Origin of the sequence: Dyadobacter frigoris (genome assembly GCF_005280585.1) — a bacterium.
Taxonomy (GTDB): domain Bacteria; phylum Bacteroidota; class Bacteroidia; order Cytophagales; family Spirosomataceae; genus Dyadobacter; species Dyadobacter frigoris.
This window is the reverse complement of record NZ_SZVO01000014.1, coordinates 129,964-149,501: the sequence shown is the minus strand read 5'-3', so window position 1 is coordinate 149,501 and position 19,538 is coordinate 129,964. Positions and strand designations below refer to the sequence as shown.

Annotated in this window: 11 protein-coding genes; 5 read left to right on the top strand and 6 right to left on the bottom strand. The window is 41.3% G+C overall.

The genetic code is table 11. The features are described from left to right. Positions 1 to 8 precede the first annotated feature (8 nt). Positions 9 to 3,206, bottom strand: a complete 3,198-nt coding sequence (locus FDK13_RS26035; RefSeq protein ID WP_137342946.1) for a SusC/RagA family TonB-linked outer membrane protein — start codon at positions 3,204 to 3,206, stop codon at positions 9 to 11. A 342-nt stretch (positions 3,207 to 3,548) separates the two neighbouring features. Here FDK13_RS26035 and FDK13_RS26030 point away from each other — a divergent pair, with 342 nt between their 5' ends. Further along, positions 3,549 to 4,628, top strand: coding sequence for a dihydrodipicolinate synthase family protein (locus FDK13_RS26030; RefSeq protein WP_137342945.1), 1,080 nt, complete (start codon positions 3,549 to 3,551; stop codon positions 4,626 to 4,628). Positions 4,629 to 4,746: 118 nt separating this feature from the next. On the opposite strand, the gene FDK13_RS26025 is transcribed toward FDK13_RS26030, so the two are convergent. From FDK13_RS26025 to trpB, 4 genes are all read right to left on the bottom strand, one after another. Then, positions 4,747 to 6,612 (bottom strand): gamma-glutamyltransferase family protein, encoded by a 1,866-nt coding sequence (locus FDK13_RS26025; protein WP_137342944.1) that lies wholly within the window; start codon positions 6,610 to 6,612, stop codon positions 4,747 to 4,749. 149 nt (positions 6,613 to 6,761) lie between these two features. Next, positions 6,762 to 7,352: a peptidylprolyl isomerase gene (locus tag FDK13_RS26020; protein ID WP_137342943.1), complete on the bottom strand. Its 591-nt coding sequence runs from the start codon at positions 7,350 to 7,352 to the stop codon at positions 6,762 to 6,764. A gap of 191 nt (positions 7,353 to 7,543) precedes the next feature. After that, on the bottom strand, positions 7,544 to 8,323 hold the full coding sequence (trpA, locus tag FDK13_RS26015; RefSeq protein ID WP_137342942.1) for a tryptophan synthase subunit alpha: 780 nt from the start codon (positions 8,321 to 8,323) through the stop codon (positions 7,544 to 7,546). Beyond that, positions 8,310 to 9,515 (bottom strand): tryptophan synthase subunit beta, encoded by a 1,206-nt coding sequence (gene trpB / locus FDK13_RS26010; RefSeq protein ID WP_137342941.1) that lies wholly within the window; start codon positions 9,513 to 9,515, stop codon positions 8,310 to 8,312. The genes trpA and trpB overlap by 14 nt, the downstream gene beginning before the upstream one ends. Positions 9,516 to 10,167: 652 nt before the next feature. Between trpB and FDK13_RS26005 the strand changes: the two genes are divergently transcribed. The 4 genes from FDK13_RS26005 (at position 10,168) to FDK13_RS25990 (ending at position 17,964) form a co-directional block, all read left to right on the top strand. Continuing rightward, positions 10,168 to 11,919 (top strand): DUF4331 domain-containing protein, encoded by a 1,752-nt coding sequence (locus tag FDK13_RS26005; RefSeq protein WP_137342940.1) that lies wholly within the window; start codon positions 10,168 to 10,170, stop codon positions 11,917 to 11,919. Positions 11,920 to 11,946: 27 nt separating this feature from the next. Then, entirely contained in the window at positions 11,947 to 14,244 is a 2,298-nt protein-coding gene (locus tag FDK13_RS26000) for a DUF4331 family protein (RefSeq protein ID WP_137342939.1), read from the top strand. Positions 14,245 to 14,361: 117 nt separating this feature from the next. After that, complete coding sequence (locus FDK13_RS25995; protein ID WP_137342938.1) at positions 14,362 to 15,651, top strand: tetratricopeptide repeat protein; 1,290 nt, start codon at positions 14,362 to 14,364, stop codon at positions 15,649 to 15,651. Positions 15,652 to 15,705: 54 nt separating this feature from the next. Then, the gene (locus FDK13_RS25990; RefSeq protein ID WP_137342937.1) at positions 15,706 to 17,964 is read left to right on the top strand and encodes a TonB-dependent receptor; all 2,259 of its coding nucleotides are present in this window, start codon (positions 15,706 to 15,708) and stop codon (positions 17,962 to 17,964) included. Between the two features lie 128 nt (positions 17,965 to 18,092). On the opposite strand, the gene FDK13_RS25985 is transcribed toward FDK13_RS25990, so the two are convergent. Continuing rightward, a complete protein-coding gene (locus FDK13_RS25985; RefSeq protein WP_229216220.1) occupies positions 18,093 to 19,337 on the bottom strand; it encodes a GAF domain-containing sensor histidine kinase in 1,245 nt (414 codons plus the stop codon). Between the last annotated feature and the right edge of the window lie 201 nt (positions 19,338 to 19,538).

The following is a 19,538-nucleotide window of genomic DNA, read 5'->3' as shown; positions in this document are numbered from 1 at the left end:
GTTTTCGGTTAGAATTTAAGGTTCACGTTGAAGCCATAACTCCTTGTCGGTGGCAAAGCGGTTGTTTCAATTCCCTGATCATTACCTGCGGAAATATTCGTCTCAGGATCAATACCCGGCGTATGTTTCATCAGGATTTGAAGATTTCTGCCAACAAGCGATACACTTGCTCCCTGTATAAATCCTGCCTTTTGAAATAGATATTTTGGTAAATTGTAGGTCAGTGATACGTTGCGAAGTTTGATAAAACTCGCGTCATAAATGTAATCATCCAACGCATCGCGTCTTCTTACAATAATGGCGCGGTTGTTAACCCGATCAGCCGTTACTAGCACTTTATTCACTTCTCCACTTTCATTTACGCCGGGCAGAACTGCTCCGTCTTTTCTTCCAAGCAATGAATGGATAGACATACCGCGGTGATCCAGATTGTAGCCCGTTTCAGAATAAATTTTTCCACCGAATTTCCCGTCAACCAGAACCGACAATGTGAAAGCCTTATAACTAAAATTGTTGGTGATCCCGCTGGTGAATTTATGAATTCCAGAACCAAACGAAACGACACCAGCCGGAACAATCGGCAAACCTGTTGCATCAATAACATCTTGTCCCTGTGCATTTTTCAATATAGTCCGGCCGACAATCTGGGAATATTCTTTTCCTTGAATATGTTTGATGAAAGCCTTGGTTGATGTTGCCAATATCAGCTCCGTAGAACGATCCGATATTTTGATCACCTTGCTTTTGTTGTAAGCCGTGTTCAAAGAAATATCCCAGTTGAAGTTTTTACTTGAAAATGGTTTTGCAGTGATCAGCAACTCAACTCCCCGGTTTCGGATAGAACCCACGTTCACAGAAACGCCGGAATAACCGCTGGTACTTGAAATACTTTCGACGGCTATATCATTGGTAGTCATTTTATTATAAGCAGCGATATCAAATCCTAACTTATTTTTAAACAACCGCAGATCCAGACCAACCTCAAATTCATTCACGCTAAGCGGGCGTAAACTGCTGTTGGGAACGGTTGTCTGGTTTATATTTCCTAGCGATCTTCCATCATAATTATATGGAAGCAAGCCGTAAGTCAGATTAAGAAGATAAGGGTTTGTATCACCTCCAACAGAAGCGTAAGCAACCCTGAATTTACCAAAACTAATAGCCTCAGGCATATTCCACGCCTGCGAAAACACATAACTGATCCCGGCAGACGGATAAAAGAAATTATTTGATTTAGGATTTAAGGTTGAAAACCAGTCATTTCGCCCTGTTACGTTAAAGAACAGATAGTTTTTATAACTAAGCTCTGCGGTAGCAAAAACAGAGTTTATTTTTTTATCATAAATACCCGTAGAAACCGTTCGGGTGGAAGTATTATTGATCACTTCAAGACGCGGAATTACGATACCCGAACCAGATAGTGCAGTAGTATATCGGTGTTGCGACATCAGGTTACCACCCAGATTGATCGAAAGTGCAAAATCCTTGTTGAGATCTTTATTAAAACCGATCAAGCCCTCAAAATTTCTTTCCCAAAAATTCATTCCCGACAAATCAATCTGCCCGTTTGGCCTGTACCCGGTACCTTCCGGGACGATTTTGCTGGTATTGAACGTGTAAAAATCCTGACCTGCTTTTCCTTGAATAAACAGCCAATCGAATAAATTCCAACGTAAGTTAACGGTGGAAATAAACCTGTCTTTGGTAGAATTATTCTTAATTTGGTTTACAACGTAATATGGATTGGTGGCATTAAGATCCGTACCAAGCACTTTTTCTTTAAAAGTATTGACATCATAACCCGGCGACAACGCGCTGGTTGGCATATTGCTGTTCACATACAAAATAGTTGCCGCGCTATTGCTGTTACTTCCCCCGAAAACATAACGGTTATCGACGCGTTCGTTAATATAATCGACATTTCCTGTGACCACAAGATTTTTGGCAATGTTCTGGCTTAAACCCAAATGAATATTATCTCTTCTCATCGTGGCATTCGGGATTATCCCCTGGTTTCTCATGTCGGTAACTCCTACCCGAAAAGAACCTTTTTCACCGCCTCCGGAAAATGAAATATTATTTGAACGGGTATGACCTGTCGCATAAAAATCTTTCAGTACCTGATCTTTTACGTAAGAATAAGGTCGCTTAACACCGTCAAACTGAACTGTTTCTGAACCGTCGTAAAGTTGTCCCCAGTGATTTTGCGAATGATTGGCCGCGTCCTGCTGACTTGCGGGTTTTACTCCTCCGTATCCCTGTCCATATTCCTTTTGCAGCTGCCATAAATAATACGGTACCTCAAAAGTATTGTTGCTATTGACTTCAACACCGATTCCTTTTTTACCCTTACCCGATTTGGTTGTGATAACAATGGCACCATTTTTTGCACGTGAACCGTAAAGTGCCGCGGCGGTAGCTCCTTTTAATACTGTAATTTCCTCAACATCGTCCGGGTTGATACTTGAAATGTTATCACCATAATCCGGGCTATCGCCGCTAACACCTCCAAATCGCGTGTTGTCCATCGGTAAACCGTTGATGATGTACAATGGCGAATTATCACCTGAAATTGACGTATTCCCACGAATAGTTACCCGGCTCGCTCCGGCTGGCCCCGTAGCAACTCCGCTAACATTTACACCGGCAACCCGTCCGGCAAGTGCGTTTCCAAAGTTGGTTTCCCTTGTTTTGGTAAAAACTTCTCCATTTACTTTCGTAACAGAATAACCAAGTGACTTGGCCTCTTTCTTGATACCAAGTGCTGTAACGACCACTTCATCGAGCGCTTTGCTATCGGATTCCAGGGTAACGCTGAGATTTGTAAGATTTCCCACTTTCATTTCCTGGGCTTTATACCCGACAAACGAAAAGACCAACACGGCGCCGGATTCCGGAATATTAACCGAAAAACCTCCGCTGCCGTCGGTTATTGTTCCTTGCTGCGTCCCTTTTACCAAAACGCTGACACCCGGTAATGCCTCACCTTTTTCGTCGGTTACTTTCCCTTTAATCTCAGCAGGCAGATCGGGCTGACCAGTCAGAACCAGGCTGCTTTTTACCATTCCACTATCCCTAAATTCTTTGTTAATGGTCTCAGCTGCATGACCGGGAACCGTCAAAACGGCAGCTGCAACCAGTAGGTAACATCTCTTGCAAAAAAATGCCAAGAATGTACCATAATACGGTAAAATTTTCTGTTTCATGCAATATACCTGGGTTTTATGGTTGGAATATTTCTTTCTCACCCCCGTTTTGATATCAATCTGAAAAGTGAAAAATGAATAATTATATATACGCGGCAGACTATGTGTTAGGCCTTCGATTAGTTCTATTTTTTTTTCAAAAAAGACTAAATATTAGAAAATCATCTTGACAAGAGTATATTAAATATCCGAATACAACTATTTACAACCAGCTGATTGCAAGTGTATCCGGAACGGGATAAGAAGTGCCCTCTTAAAAAAATAATTTCAATGAAGCATGACCAGAAGTAACGTTTTTGAGTACTTGTTTTAGAATGGGTACTAATTCAATCTTCATGTGAAATGGAAATAACCAGCAACTTATCCCGCAGAGAATTTTTAGAAAAAATGGCACCGGCAGCTTTGGGAATTACTTTGGCACCCGGAATAATTCAGGCTTTACAAGCCCAAGGCACACCCTTTTTCTTACAAAAGCCCACTGAAAGCACTGTTAAGGATATTCGGAAATTTGTTCCGGTTATGATCACTCCTTATGATGACTATTCAAAAATTGACTTTAACAAGGTTTCAAGATTGATAGACTTTTATTTAGCCGCGGGAGCAAAAGGATTTTTTGCCAATTGTTTGAGTAGTGAAATGTTTTATATGACTGACGAAGAACGCATCGCCCTGACGAAACATGTGGTCAAATATGTAAATGGAAAAGTCCCGGTAGTTTCTACGGGGTCATTTGGAGAAACGGTTAAGAAAAAGGCTGCTTTTGCTGCAAAAATCCATGATACGGGTGTAGATGCGGTGATCCTTATTTCCGGTCATCTGGCAAGAAAAGATCAGAGTGATGATGTTTTGATCGAAAATTTCGAAAAAATGTTTGAGCGTACCGGCAGCATGAGACTGGGTACCTACGAATGTCCGCTACCGTATAAACGCATCATTTCACCAAAGGTTTTCAGTTTTTTGGTTTCCAATAAGCGCATGATCTATCACAAAGATACCTCCGAAGATATAACACAAATAAAAGCCAAACTTGAAATATGCCGCGGCACGCAGATGGAATTTTATGACGCACACTCGGCTACTGCACTGGAAGCCTTACAAAACGGAGCAAAGGGTTTGTCTCCAATATCCGGAAATTTCTATCCTGAAATTCACAGCTGGCTTTGTGAAAATGCGAATAACCTGTCAAGATCTGCGGAAGCATCCTGGATACAGGATGAAATTGCAAAAATGGAACCGGTCATTTCAAAATTCTATCCGATCGGCTCCAAATATTTTTTACAAAAACGAGGCTTGCCAATCCCACTTACCTGCCGTTCCAATAGCGCACAGCTTCCTGCCGAACAGCGGAAAATTCTGGACGGAGCCTATACAATCTTTCTGGGCTGGTGTGAGCGGCTTGAGATAAGGGCAGTTTCAGTTTAATTTATTACAGGACAAAACTTTACCGTTTTATTGGTGCTGGCTTTCGTGTAAAGATTCGTCCATGATTTTCTTCATGGACGAATGTATTAATGCAATATTTTACCAAAAGCAGAAAACCCTACCAGCCAATTCCGTAATCTTCACCATGGTTACTCGAACCTCCCCACATACTTCCATGAATCCAGTCAAAATAAATGGCATTGATAGGACCACTTGTGCGTGGCTGATATGAATTTTTGTATCCCATCCGCGACAATTCTTTTCTTGTCCAATCCGGCATCCCTTCATTCAAAATTAATCCACCCGGATCTTTTTCATGTTCCCCAAAACTGGCATACATCTGCAAGGTTTTAAAGCTTGGCGCTTCGGTTGCTTCCTGAACCGTCATGCCAAATTCTACGATATTCAGGAAAAATTGAAGCAGTAACTGATCCTGCTCATCGCCTGCCTGTTTGGCAAAAGAAAGAAATGGTTTTCCATCTTTCAAAGCCAGACTTGGCGTCAGCGTCACCCGTGGACGTTTACCGGGCTCAACAACGTTAAACGGATTTTCTTTTGCATCAAGCACGAAGCTCTGCATACGCTGACTTAGTCCTACGCCTGTCGTTCCAGCGATGGTAGCCGGAACCCAACCGCCACTTGGCGTGATCGAAACCACCCACCCTTCCTCATCTGCCGCTTCCACAGAAGTAGTTCCGGCAGTGAATTCTTCCATAAACTTTTCATCCAATCCATGATCATTTCTCATGGAAAGCTGTTTTGTTCCCCAGGTTTTTATCTGGTCGGTGTAAGGATTTGTCTTGCCTTCAAAAGGATAAGGGTCACCTGGCAATATTTTAGGATCATTCTTTTCCCAGTTAATTTGCTTGATTCTCTCTTTGGCATATTCCTTTGACAGTAAACCTTTGATAGGCCCGGCCGGTGCAAATGCCGGATCACCATAATAAAAATCACGGTCGGCGAATGCAAGGTTCATCGTTTGATACAACGTATGTACATAACGTGAGGAATTGTAACCCATACTTTTCAGGTCAAAATTTTCGAGCATGTTCAAAGCCTGCAGCATCACCGGGCCTTGTGTCCATTGCTGCATTTTGTAAACATCAATTCCCTTATAATTCGTCATCAAAGGTTCTTCAATTTTTACTTTCCAGTTGGCAAGATCCTGCTCAGTGATCAGTCCGCCTTGTTCCTGGCAGCTTCTTGCGATTTCTTTGGCAATGTCACCTTTGTAAAAACGATCGTAAGCAGCATAAATAGCCTCTTTTCTTGTCTTGCCCTTTTTTAAAGCCAACTCTTCGGTATCAACAAGTTTTTGCAATGTCGCCAGAAGATCTTTTTGAACAAAAATTTCACCTGCATCCGGTGCCTCTCTTTTTTCACCCAAATGGGTCAGGAAAACCTTTTTTGAATAAGGCCATTCTTTGATTTTAGCTTTTCCTCTTTCAATTGAATTTGCCGTTTGGGCTTCAATCGGATAACCTGCTGCCAATTGCATGGCCGGAGCTAAAACCTGTTTCAGGCTCATCGTTCCATATTCTGCAAGCATTGTCATTAACCCGCCGGCTGTTCCTGGTGTTGTGGCAGCAAGCGGCCCATATTCCGGAGGATATTTCATTCCTTTTCCCTTAAAGAAATCGGCGGTAGCACCTGTTGGCGCAACGCCCATCGCATTAAGTGCAATTACTTTTTTGGTTTTGGGATTATAAATCAAAGCCTGCGTTTCACCTCCCCAGCTTAGTACATCCCACATTGTGCAGGTCGAAGCGAGCATAGCGCAGGAAGCGTCAATTGCATTTCCACCTTTACTGAAAATCATGGCACCGGCCGTAGCAGCCAATGGTTTTCCGGTAATGCCCATCCAGTGTTTGGCATGAAGCGGAGGTTTTTGTGTGGTAACCGGAAAATTATTAAATGCCTGACTAAATGACTCAGCGTGAATACCGACAAATGCTAATGAATAAACGAGCAGTTTTAATTTCATAATGTTGCTATATTTTGACAATATTTTAAGAATAGAAGTGAATACAATTTAAACTTTGGCAAGAGTAATTTTAATCCTAATAAAAGTAATCAAAAATAGAGAAATGCAGAGGTCAGATTGGGAATAAGTAAATACCAATACTTTTAGATTTATTTTGGGATCGACAGGTAGCCATTTTTCTTCAAATCAGCTTCTGACATATTAATTACATTAACGTCCAGTGTTATCGGTGTGAGCGGTGTATTCATTGTATCTGTTTTCACGTTTACAATTTTATCGGCAAGGTCCATTCCTTTGAAAACCTGCCCGAAAATGGTGTATTTATCATCCAGTCTTGCTAAACCTTTTTTGTTTTGAACAATATAAAACTGACATCCGGCCGAAAGCATTTCAGGATTATTGTCTCGCCCGGACGCCACGGCCCCATAAATATGACGGATATTTTTATTAAATTCAGGTTTCAGCAAATATGGAGAATCTGAGAATCCGGCCGGCGTATCAGGACAGCCACCTTGTGCCACGAAATCCTTGATCACCCGGTTAAAAGTTAAAGAATCCCAATAACCTTCATTCGCCAATTTTACAAAACTCGCTTTGTGGTTCGGGGTTTCATCATACAACCAGAAAAGAATTTCGCCAAAACTGGTTTTGATCTGCCCAACCTGGTATGTTTTCCTTTTTTGGGCTGAAACAGAAAAACAAGTGAAAAAAAGTAAGAATAATAGAAGTTTGGCTCTCATATTTGGATCAGTTTTGGTTTAAGAATTGAATATAAACAAGCTTTGACCTACAATCAGATATTAAACCAAAAAATTCGGTAAAAGACTATTTTTATTCTTTAACATCACCTGAATTGATTAGTACAAAGCAGAAAAAGGCGACTAAATAACTTAATTATTTTGACAATAAATTACTCAGTCGTCCTTCACATTTATTCTATCAAATCTTCTAAAAAATGTACGATTCTCTCCTTATCAAATCCGCCCTTCAAAGTTTTCACGAAAGCTGAACCCACAATAGCTCCATCAGCAAACTGGTTTGCAAACTTAATATCAGCCTTTGTTTTGATATTAAAACCAAGAACAACCGGATTGATAAATTTATGATTTAATAACTTTTTCAGATAGTCTGAGCTTTTCCCGATTTCACTTGAACCTCCCGTAGTGGAGTTGCCCGAAAGTGCATATAGAAAACCTTCTCCCAGCATATCAATCCGCTTTATCCGTTCGTCATTCGTCTGAGGTGAAATCATAAAAATTGGCGCAAGATCGTTTTGTTGATACCAAACACGGTAATAATTTTCATAATCATCCAACGGCAGATCGGGCAATAGCAATCCGTTCACTCCCACCTCATTACAACGCCGACAGAATTTCTCAAAACCATATTGATAAACCGGATTCATAGAACCCATTAAGACAATAGGGATGGAAACTTGCTCACGTATTTTTTCTAGCTGATCAAATAAAATCTCAATCGTCATCCCATTTTCCAATGCCACTTTATGACTATCCAGAATCACTTCCCCATCCATAACAGAATCAGAAAACGGAATACCAATTTCTACAAAATCAACTTTTGACTCAGCTAACAATTTCAATATCTGTACCGTATCAATTAAGGCCGGATAACCTGCGGTAAAATAAATACTAACTTTTTTTTCCGGGCTGTGAAAAATCGTTTTTAGCCTATTTTCTTCAAATATTTTCATGAGAAGTTTTCTTAAAATTTGAATATTGAATATATGTTTCCAGATCTTTATCACCTCTGCCGGAAAGACAAACCACAACAACATCGTCAGGTTTAAAATCCAAATGTGAAAGTGCAGCCAACGCATGGGCAGATTCAATAGCCGGAATTATTCCTTCCATTTCACTTAGCGCAAGTCCTGCATCCAAAGCTTCATCGTCCGTTACAGCTATGAATTGTGCCCGGCCGGTATCATGCAGCCAGGCATGCAAAGGCCCTATTCCGGGATAATCCAGACCAGCTGAAATTGAATGCGCTTCCAGAACCTGGCCTTCCTTTGTCTGCATAAATTTCGTTTTGCTTCCGTGCAAGATCCCTTCTTTTCCCCGGAAAGTCGCGGCGGCCGTAAAACCTGAATCCAGACCTTTTCCGGCGGCTTCCGCAGCAATTAGCTTCACCTCGGGACTATTCAAAAAATGATAAAATGAACCCGCTGCATTACTTCCGCCACCAACACAGGCGACGACATGGTCAGGCATTACCTTGCCGGTAAGATCCGGGACCTGACGTAATATTTCTCTGCTAATTACCGATTGAAGCTGAGCCACCATATCCGGATAAGGATGCGGACCAACGACCGAACCAATGACGTAAAATGTATCAACCGGATTATTGATCCAATCCCGAAAGGCCTCGTTGGTTGCATCCTTAAGCGTTTTACTACCTGAAAGAGCCGGGACAACCGTTGCTCCAAGTAATCGCATCCGCTCAACATTTGGAAATTGTCTCTTTATATCAACTTCTCCCATGTAAATAAAACAAGGCAATTTCAGAAGCGCACAGGCCATAGCTGTAGCAACGCCGTGTGATCCGGCACCGGTTTCAGCAACGATCCGTGTTTTCCCCAACCTTTTTGCAATTAAAACCTGCCCGAGTGTATTGTTAATTTTATGCGAACCTGAATGACACAGATCTTCTCTTTTAAGAAATACATTGGTCTGATACAATCCGGACAAATACGGAGAAGGATAAAGCGGCGTTTCCCGGCCAACATAAAGCTTCAACAAACGCGATAACTCTTTCTGAAACCCCGGATCGTTAAGAACCGCCTGATAACTTTCGCCGAGATTTTCAATATTGGAAAACAAAACTTCGGGCACGTAGGCTCCTCCATAAGGACCGTAAAACCCGTTTTCATCAATTTGATAGTTCATTGTAATTTGGTTTAAAATAAAAAAAGACTCTCTGTGAACAGAGAGTCTCGCGTATAAATCAGAAGAATTTTCTAACAGGCAAGCCAGCGTTCACAATACCGAAGTTGGGTATTGCGCCACCAGAAGTTTAAAGAAAGAGCAGATTGATATTTCATGCTGCAAATATAAGTTGAAAGGTATTTAAGAAGCAAGAAAATCGATCAAAAATAATCAACAAAAATCCAATTAGATCAAATATCAATTTAATCTAACGGCATGTGCATTTAAAAAAAATAATTTGGATCGAAGTATTCCTCCTAATTGCAAATCTTCAACCAGTTACAATTTTGCGAAATTTCATTTCCCACAACTAACGGTTGTGGGAAATATCTTCATTGTAAAAACGAAAACTTCATTAAATATGCCTCAGAATATCTTCAACGCTGATTCTAAAAAAAGTTAAATAAATTATATCTCAAATTACATCTAAACAATAATCTTACTCGTATGTCTGATCAGGTTAGTTTCTTGTTTTATCAGACGGTATTTTAATTAAAATCCAGAACCCCCGATGTGTCGCTTGTATCATGTGAGATATGAAGCTCTAACGTTTTTAAAAGTTGTTCCATCCGTTAATTCTAAATCAATTTTTCATATCTAAAAATTCTACTTTATGCATGTTTCTTCGTTGCAACGGCAGCTCAGGATTGGATTCCTCGGCTGCGCGGCACTACTGCTATCGGTCAGCAGTTTCGCATCAAGCCACAGGGAGGCTCCGTTAATTTCTAACGACCCGCTGGCAGACAATACCGACGTATACGCATTCAAAAGTCCTGACGATCCTAACAGTATCACGATCATCGCGAACTACATTCCCTTCGAATCTCCCGAAGGAGGACCAAATTACTACAACTTTGGCACGAACGTTCGTTACGAAATTCACATCAAAAACAAAACTTCATCGGCTGGCGACGACATTACTTATCGGTTCACTTTTTCAAGCACAAATGAAGATCCCACTACTTTCTTCAATATCCGTTTAGGAAAGCAAAATCTGAAAACGACTTACATATGTGAAAAAAGTACGAATGGCGGACAATCTTTTACAACCATCGTAATGGGTGGAATTGTACCTCCGGCTAATATCGGCCCACGTTCGATTGAAGGAAAAACAGTAGGATTGGAAACAGATTATAATACTCTTGTTGAAGGCGCTATTTCAACGGCTAACAGCGGAGAAAAAATATTCTGCGGGCCGGTAGACGATCCTTTCTTTGTGGATTTGGCAGGTGCTTTTGACGTTGGCAATTTCCGTCCTGAAGGAAATACAACCAATGCGCCAAAAGACGGACTGAACCGCTTCAACGTTCATACCATAGCAATCAAGGTTCCTGTAAACCTGCTTCAAAAAGATGGTAAGGGAATTTCGCAGGCTGCCAATATCCTTGATCCCGATTTTGTGATCGGTGTCTGGGCATCGGCCAGCCGTAAAATGATTAAAACATTGTATGGTGGCGGTGACGTAGGATACGATGGAAAATTTGTTCAGGTTTCGCGTCTTGGAATGCCTTTGACAAACGAAGCGATTATTCCAATCGGAATGAAGGATAAATGGAATTCAGAAACTCCTTACGCCGGAAATGATCTGCAATTTGCAAAATATTTCACTAACCCGGAACTCGCATTGTATATGGATGATTCGCAGTTTGGTACTGCCGTCCCTTCCCTGAATGCATTGCGTATCCAAACAAAATCACTTGGCTCATATGATTTCCGTAATGGAAAATCAGGATTGTACGGCCTAAAAGGAAATCCTGCACTTGATGGGACAGCGCTTGCAGAAGCCGCTTTTGGAGGCATTTTACTTCCGGATAATGCAAGCCCTCGCGCGGTGGATCTTCTGCCAATTTTCTACACCGGTGTTCCGAATCTTTCGCCATACCAATTGGCAACAGGAAAAAACAACAATCCGCTTGCAAAAGGAAAACCTTTCATCCATAACTTCCTGCCAACTTTGGGAGATATGTTAAGATTAAATATGGCTGTACCTGCAACACCACGCAACGATCCAAGATTCAGCTCGTTAGGCTTGATAAAGGCTGCGGTTTTGGGTATTACAGACCCTGAATTTAATGGTTCTACTGCCCTGCAATTTATCCCGAACATGGATGGTTTTCCAAATGGAAGACGATTGGAAGACGATGTAACGACTATCGAATTACAGGCCGTTTCAGGTGTTGTATTAGCAGCCGTGGGTCTGTTTTATGACGACGCTACTAAGGAAGCTCCGGTTTCTCCTGCCCTTTTGAGTGTTCTTGGTTTCAATTCGGGACCTACAAAAAATGACACGGAACTAAAAAGCAAATTCCCGTACGTACAAAATCCGTGGAGAGGATTCGACTATCCGGAAAAAGCCAGATTCTGATCCATCAACAATATAAAAAAGATTCAAATGAAAAATATTCTATATCTGATCGGGTTCATGGCGGCTTTGTGCCTCCAGCCCTACCAATCGGAAGCATCTTCTCACCGCGAAGCTCCGCTTATTTCCACCGATCCACTGGCCGACAATACGGACGTTTATGCTTTCAAAAGTCCGGTTGACAAGGAAAATATTGTACTTGTAGCCAATTACATTCCTTTTGAACATCCTGCGGGTGGGCCAAACTGGTATTCATTCGGTGAAAACATCCGCTATGAAGTCCATGTTGATAACAACGCGTCCACACCTGGTGCCGATATCGTTTACCGTTTTACGTTTTCAAAAAAGAATGAAGATCCTACAACGTTCTTTTTGATCCGTCTTGGAAAAGAAAACCTGAAAACCACGTACATGTGCGAACGCAGTATGGATGGAGGAAAATCTTTTGAAACAATTATTTCGGAAGGAACGGTACCTCCGCCACATATCGGCCCACGTTCTATTGATAACAAGACTGTTGGACTTGGTGCCGGATATGACGCTTTGGTAAAAAAATCGATCATGACGGCAAGTACAGGTGAAAAAATATTCTGCGGGCCTGTTGATGATCCATTTTTCGTAGATCTGGGCGGAATTTTTGACCTTGGAAATATTCGTGCAGGAAGTGGAAAAGATGCAGTGGCTAAATTTAACTGTCATTCTATTGTTATTGAAGTTCCGGTTGCGACGCTTCAAAAAAGCCATAAAGCCGTTGCGATGGCTTCCAACATTCTTGATCCTGATTATGTTATCGGCGTTTACGCTTCATCAAGCCGCAAAAAAATCACAACACTTTACGGTGGAAGTGACGTGGGATATGATGGAAGCTGGGTACAAGTTTCGCGCCTTGGAATGCCGCTTACTAATGAAGCTGTAATTCCTGTTGGGATGAAAGACAAATGGAATGCAACTACGCCGGATAATGATTTACAATTTGCCAAATATTTCACAAATCCGGAATTGGCTCTTTATATGGATGATTCTGCGTTTGGTACTGCGGTTCCCGGCCTGGCTCCTTTGCGTATTCAAACCAAATCACTGGGCGCTTTCGATTTCCGTAATGGAAAAGCTGGTTTGTATAGTTTGAAAGGAACGGCTGCACTGGATGGCACTGCATTGGCAGAAGCTGCTTTTGGAGGCGTTTTACTTCCAGATGCAACCAGTCCGCGTGCCGTTGATATCCTGCCAATTTTCTACACCGGGGTTCCTAATTTACCCCCATATCAATTGGCAACAGGAAAAAACGGAAATCCACTTGCTCCCGGAAAACCATTTATCAACAACTTTCTTCCTACTTTGGGCGACTGGCTTCGCCTGAACATGGCTGTGCCTGCAACGCCTCGCAACGATCCTAAATTCAGTTCATTGGGACTTGTTCAGGCAGCTGCGCTGGGATTAACTGATGCGACATATAACAAAACGACTGACTTGCAATTCATTCCAAATATGGATGGTTTCCCAAATGGCCGCCGTTTGGAAGATGATGTAACTACGATTGAATTACAGGCTGTTGGCGGTGTTGTTCTTGCAGCAATCGGACTTTGGTATGATGATTACACACCAAATGTTACGGCAAGTCCTGTTACACCTAACCTTGCAAGTGTTTTAGGTTTCAATGCTGGTGTTACAAAAAATGACACTACGCTGAAAACAACTTTCCCTTACCTGCAAAACCCATGGCCAGGTTTCCGTGGCAACAGCTACGAAGGACAGGATGCCGAAATGCCTGCACCGCTTGCTCTGACGATTTCGAATCTGAACTGTCTGACCGGTGGTTTTACCTTCGGACGCACAGGTGGAGATAATTCTAAAACTGTCGAATATACTGCTGCAGGCGTTATAAATGGCGGATGGGGAACTTCGGTTGACAGAGTGATTGAAGCTGAGCTTTTCAAAGACGCTAACAGCAGAAGCAAACTTTATGCGAAAGCACGTTATGTGAACGAGCCAGCCTCAGAGGTTTCGCTGGAATTTGAATTCCGCGCTCCATGTAAAGCTGCCCGTATGGGAGTTCCTGAAAACGGCGAGAAAGTTGTTCCATTATCTGCCGTGATTATGGGTAATCCAACCACAAACGAAGAAGTAGTTATTGAAGTGAAAGGCGCTCTCGGAAAAAGAGTACAACTGGATCTTGCAAATAATTCAGGTGTGGTTGTTGGTCAGCAGGTGATTGGAAAAGCTAATACGACGGAACGTCGTACAGTAAAACTGGGCAACCAACCCGGTATTTATTACCTGCGTGTATCCACACCAGATGATAAATACACGATTAAAATATTACGTAAGTAAAATGTATTCATAGTAAATTATTGGCCGGGGATTAAAAAGATAATCGATTTGTCCCATGATCTCCGGCCATTAAAATCCCACAACAATCCTTCAACATTCATAACCTTACCTAATATCATGAAAGCTCTTTTTACATTATTCTTATCCGCATTTTTACTGGTTCAGCTTGGCTGCACAGAAAAAAAGAAAGCTGAAAGCACCGAAAGCAATCAGGTCAGTATGGAAATCCCTCCTTTGTACGAACGTCATGGCGAACTATCCAACGCCGTTGAATGGCCAAAGACAAAAGAAAAAGTAGATGAATTGAAGAAAAAAATAAAGGACAATCCAAGCGACATCAAATCACGTTTGCAGATTGTTGTTATATATCTGGCAGAAGCCAGAATTACCGGCGAACATCCTTATTACTACCCGGCTGTTCTTAAAATATTAGACGGCGTACTTTCCATGGATCCGAAAAACTTTGAAGCACTTACCTTCAAATCTTCTGTAAAAATGTCGCAGCATCAGTTTTCCGAAGCAAGAGAATTGGCAGAAAAAGCACGTCAGATCAATCCTAGCAATGCCTACGTTTACGGTGTTCTGGTAGATGCGAACGTTGAACTTGGAAATTATAAAGAAGCAGTCGTGATGTCTGATAAAATGCAGGAATTGAAACCTTCTCTGGAATCCTACTCCCGTGCTTCTTATTTGCGTGAAATTTATGGCAACTATCCGGGCTCAATCGCTGCCATGCAGTTGGCCGTACAAGCAGGCTTGCCGGGATCTGAGCCACAATGCTGGAGTAAAAATACACTTGGACATTTGTATGAAACAACTGGTCAATTAAAAGAAGCCGAAATTCAGTATCAGCAAATTCTGGCTATGCGCCCTAGTTATGCTTTTGCGTTGCGCGGACAAGCTCAGATCTATAAAGCCAGAAAGGAATACGACAAGGCCTTAACAGAACTTGAAAAAGCTGCCAAAATAATGCCGGAATTCTCCTTCCATGAAGAAATGGCCGATATTTATGCAGTTCAGGGAAATGCTGATAAAGCAAAACAAAAATACGCTGACGTTGTGAAAATGCTGGATGAAGATGCACGCTCAGGACACGCTGTGGACCTTGAACTTTGTAAACTTTATACCAAAACAGCTCAGCTTGATTCAGCACTTGTTTACGGTTTAAAAGAATATTCACGACGTCCGCAAAATATTGATGTAAACCACGCATTGGCCCAGGTCTATTTCCTTGAAAAAAATACTCCCAAAGCAAAGCAACACATTGACATTGCGATGAGTACTGGTAGCAAAGATCCTGAAATACTACAAATAGCAAGCAATATTGAACTGGCTATGGGAAATAAAGAATCAGGCAATAAACTGATTGCTCAGGCAAAGAAAGTCAATCCAAAGTTTGTTTTCTAAGTCTGGATTAAAGAATATTTGTCCCTCGCCCGGAATTGCGCTGACTCAAAATTTATGAAAAAATATCTACTTTCTTTACTCTTTTTGCTGGTTAGTCTAAGTGTTTTCGCGCACCTTGGAAATATTTCCGGGGTCGTGTATGACCAGTCGACCAACCTTCCTTTGAAAGGAGTAAATGTTCAGCTTACAAATCAAGGTAAGGCTACGGTTAGTAATGATCTGGGTCAATACAGGTTTGAAGATCTGGTTGCATCAAAATACAAAATCGAACTTTCTCACGTAAGTTTCAGTGCGGAAATTATTGAGATTACGGTAGTTGATAACCAAACCTCTTTCGTCAAAACTTCGCTGTCAAATGCAAATATTGAATTAAGTGAAGTTGTCATTTCTTCCGGGCGTGCGCATGATCAGCAACTGATAAGCAGCATGGATATTAAACTGAGACCGATCACAAATTCACAGGAAATCCTGCGAATGGTACCGGGGCTTTTTATCGGTCAACATGCGGGTGGCGGGAAAGCGGAACAAATTTTCCTGCGCGGTTTTGATCTGGATCATGGCACGGATATTCGTTTGACTGTGGACGGAATGCCCGTGAACATGGTTTCTCATGCACACGGACAAGGTTATGCGGATCTGCATTTTGTGATACCGGAACTGGTTAAAGGCGTAGATTTCAAAAAAGGACCTTACAACGCCGAAAAAGGAAATTTCACAACCGCCGGCTGGGTGGATTTCAGAACGAAGGACGCTTTGGATCATTCATTTGTTAAACTGGAAGCAGGACAATATGATTCTTACCGGGCAGTTGCCGGTATTGATTTATTGGGACAAAGAGGAAGAGATAAAAACCAGTCAGCTTACATCGCTTCTGAATATTCGTTTACCAATTCCTATTTCGATAATCCCCAGCACTTTAACCGTCTGAATATTGTCGGGAAATATCATGGACATATCGGAGCAAATACAAATCTGACGCTGACCGGCTCCACTTTTTATAGCAAATGGAATCATTCCGGCCAAATTCCTGATCGCGCCTATGAGTCAGGTCAAATTGGATTTTTTGGTTCAATTGATCCATCGGAAGGCGGGGAAACCAGCCGTACCAATTTTAATGCCCAGTTCGTTACGGTGACTTCCAACAATTTCGTCATCAAAAATCAGGCTTTTTACAGCAATTATAATTTTGAACTGTATTCCAACTTTACATTTTTCTTAAAGGATTCTATCAACGGTGACCAGATCCGTCAGAAAGAAAAACGCAACTTATATGGCTACAACGGTAGTATTTCCAAAGAAACATATCTTGGAAAAACACGCTGGACTACAACATTAGGGGCACAATTTCGCCACGATCTGACAAATGGAACGGAATTATCCCATACAAAAGACAGATCCCTAACGCTTGAAAGATATCAGCTTGGCGATGTTAATGAATTAAACGCAGGCCTTTATGCTGATGAATTAGTTCAGGTGACAGATCAATTTACGGTCAATGCCGGCGTAAGAATCGATTATTTTCACAATCAATATAAAGACTTACTGGCACAGCCTGTCAATACAAAACATGCCAGCGATGCTATTGTTTCTCCAAAACTGAATTTCTATTATACCTTCAATCCACGTCTGCAATTATATCTCAATTCCGGAAAGGGATTTCACTCAAATGATACACGTGTGGTTGTTCCCCAAGGCGGAAAACAGATTTTGCCCGGTGCATATGGCTCTGATCTGGGGATAATTTTAAAGCCATTTCCAAAAATGCTGATCAACGCTGCCGCCTGGTATTTATGGCTTCAACAGGAGTTTGTATACGTTGGTGACGCAGGCGTGATTGAACCCAGCGGAAAATCCAAAAGACAAGGAATTGATGTATCCGTAAGATATCAGCTGACGAATATTCTGTACGCCGACGTTGATATCAGCTCCGCAAAACCTCGGGCAATTGGTGAGGCAGCGGGAATGAATTATTTGCCACTTGCCCCTCTTTTCTCTTCAACCGGAGGATTGTCATTACAAATGAAAAATGGAATTAACGGTTCTTTAAGATACCGTTATATGGCAAACCGACCCGCTAATGAAGATAATTCCATCGTAGCCAAAGGATATGTTGTGAACGACTTGCAGTTGAATTATACCAAAACAAAATATAACCTGGGACTATCCGTTCAGAATATTTTAAATACAAAATGGAAAGAAACGCAATTTGCAACGGAAAGCAGATTGAAAAATGAAACGGCGCCTGTTGAAGAAATACATTTTACACCCGGCACTCCATTTTTCGCCAGACTTAGCTGGACTTTGTTTTTCTAGATTCTGGTAGTGTTTGTGTAATCTTTTAGCAGAAAAAATTGATGAGATTTTGTTTGTTCAGGAATTCTGTCGAAACCCCATCCCGTAAAGCCAATTGAGATTATAAGCCAAAATTATAATTCTACTTCTTAGTTTCTGGATACCGGCAAAACAATGTGAAACCTGGTGCCCTTGCCCGGTTCAGATTGTGAAGTGATTATTCCGTTGTGATTCCGAATTATTTTACGACAATAAGACAAACCAATTCCTCTGCCTTTTGGTGTTTTGTCATAGGGCAATTGTGAAAACATATCAAAAATATTTTCCAACTGCGATTTCTCTATTCCTATACCATTATCTTCCATCGAAATTTCCACAAACTCAATGCCTTTGGCTGTTGGAATTATTTTCACCACTTCTTCGCGAGAAAGCATTTTCGCTTGTATGTTTATAACGGGGGTATCATCTTTTTTGGAAAATTTGATACCATTATGAATCAAATGATAAAAAAGCTGCTCCATCTGAAAAGGAACAGCCTGAATAAGTGGAATCTCTGAAACACTTACAACTGCACTCTTGGCTTCCATTTCAGGGTTCAGTTGAGAACAAACGTCATTTATAATGCTACTCAGATCAATGGATTCAAAAGAAGTATCATTCAATTCAGAGAAATCGGAAAGATCCTTGATCATCATCGAAAATTTTTGCGCGCTGGCATTTATTTTCAAAGCAAGATTTTTTGCTTTCTCTGTATCTTTTATCTCGGCGGCGTCTATCAGCATACTACTGAACATCCGTATTTTTCGCAGCGGTTCCTGCAAATTATGACTTGAAATATGCTGATACTGGCGGTTTTCATCCATTGACTCGGTCAATTGCCGGTTCATGTCCAATACCGCAGCGTTACTTTTTTCTAACACATCAATACTGTGAAGATGAAAAGAAATCAGATCAGTAAATAACTTAAACATACCAATTGTTTTGGCATTGTTAAGATCTGCCGGTTTGGGATCAATTGCGCAAAGTGTTCCAAAAAATTCCCCGTTTCTCAAAAAAATAGGGACAGAAATGTAACTTTTAAAACCGTATATCTGGGGAGTGTGATGATTTGCATATGTTAAATCGGTCCCAACATCATCTATTATTACAGCTTTCCGGGAATCACGGATTTCGTTGCAAATTGTTGTTTCAATAGGTAATTCTCCTCCCGGTTCCAATCCAAACAAAATTTCATCTCTTACAGAACAGGCAATCCATTTGTCCTGTGTAACGCGTGCGATCGCAGCAAAACCCATTCCGGTAGTGCGGCAAACCACTTCCAGCATTGTAGAGACAATGGGAATTTGTTTTACATTTTCAATATCTCTTGACAAACTTTTGTCAGAATACATCATGTCGGGTATTGGTTTTTCAAAAAACGGTATTTAATCAAATACAAATACATACTAAATAATCATACCTGATCAATCACAAGTTTAACATCCATTTTTTTAAAGTAATTCAATAATCTTAAATCCCGGTTATTAAGCCTTTCTCTTATTTGAATTTACTTTAATTTCACACTGCCTTTCGCCTCGTCCTAATACCTTCCGGAT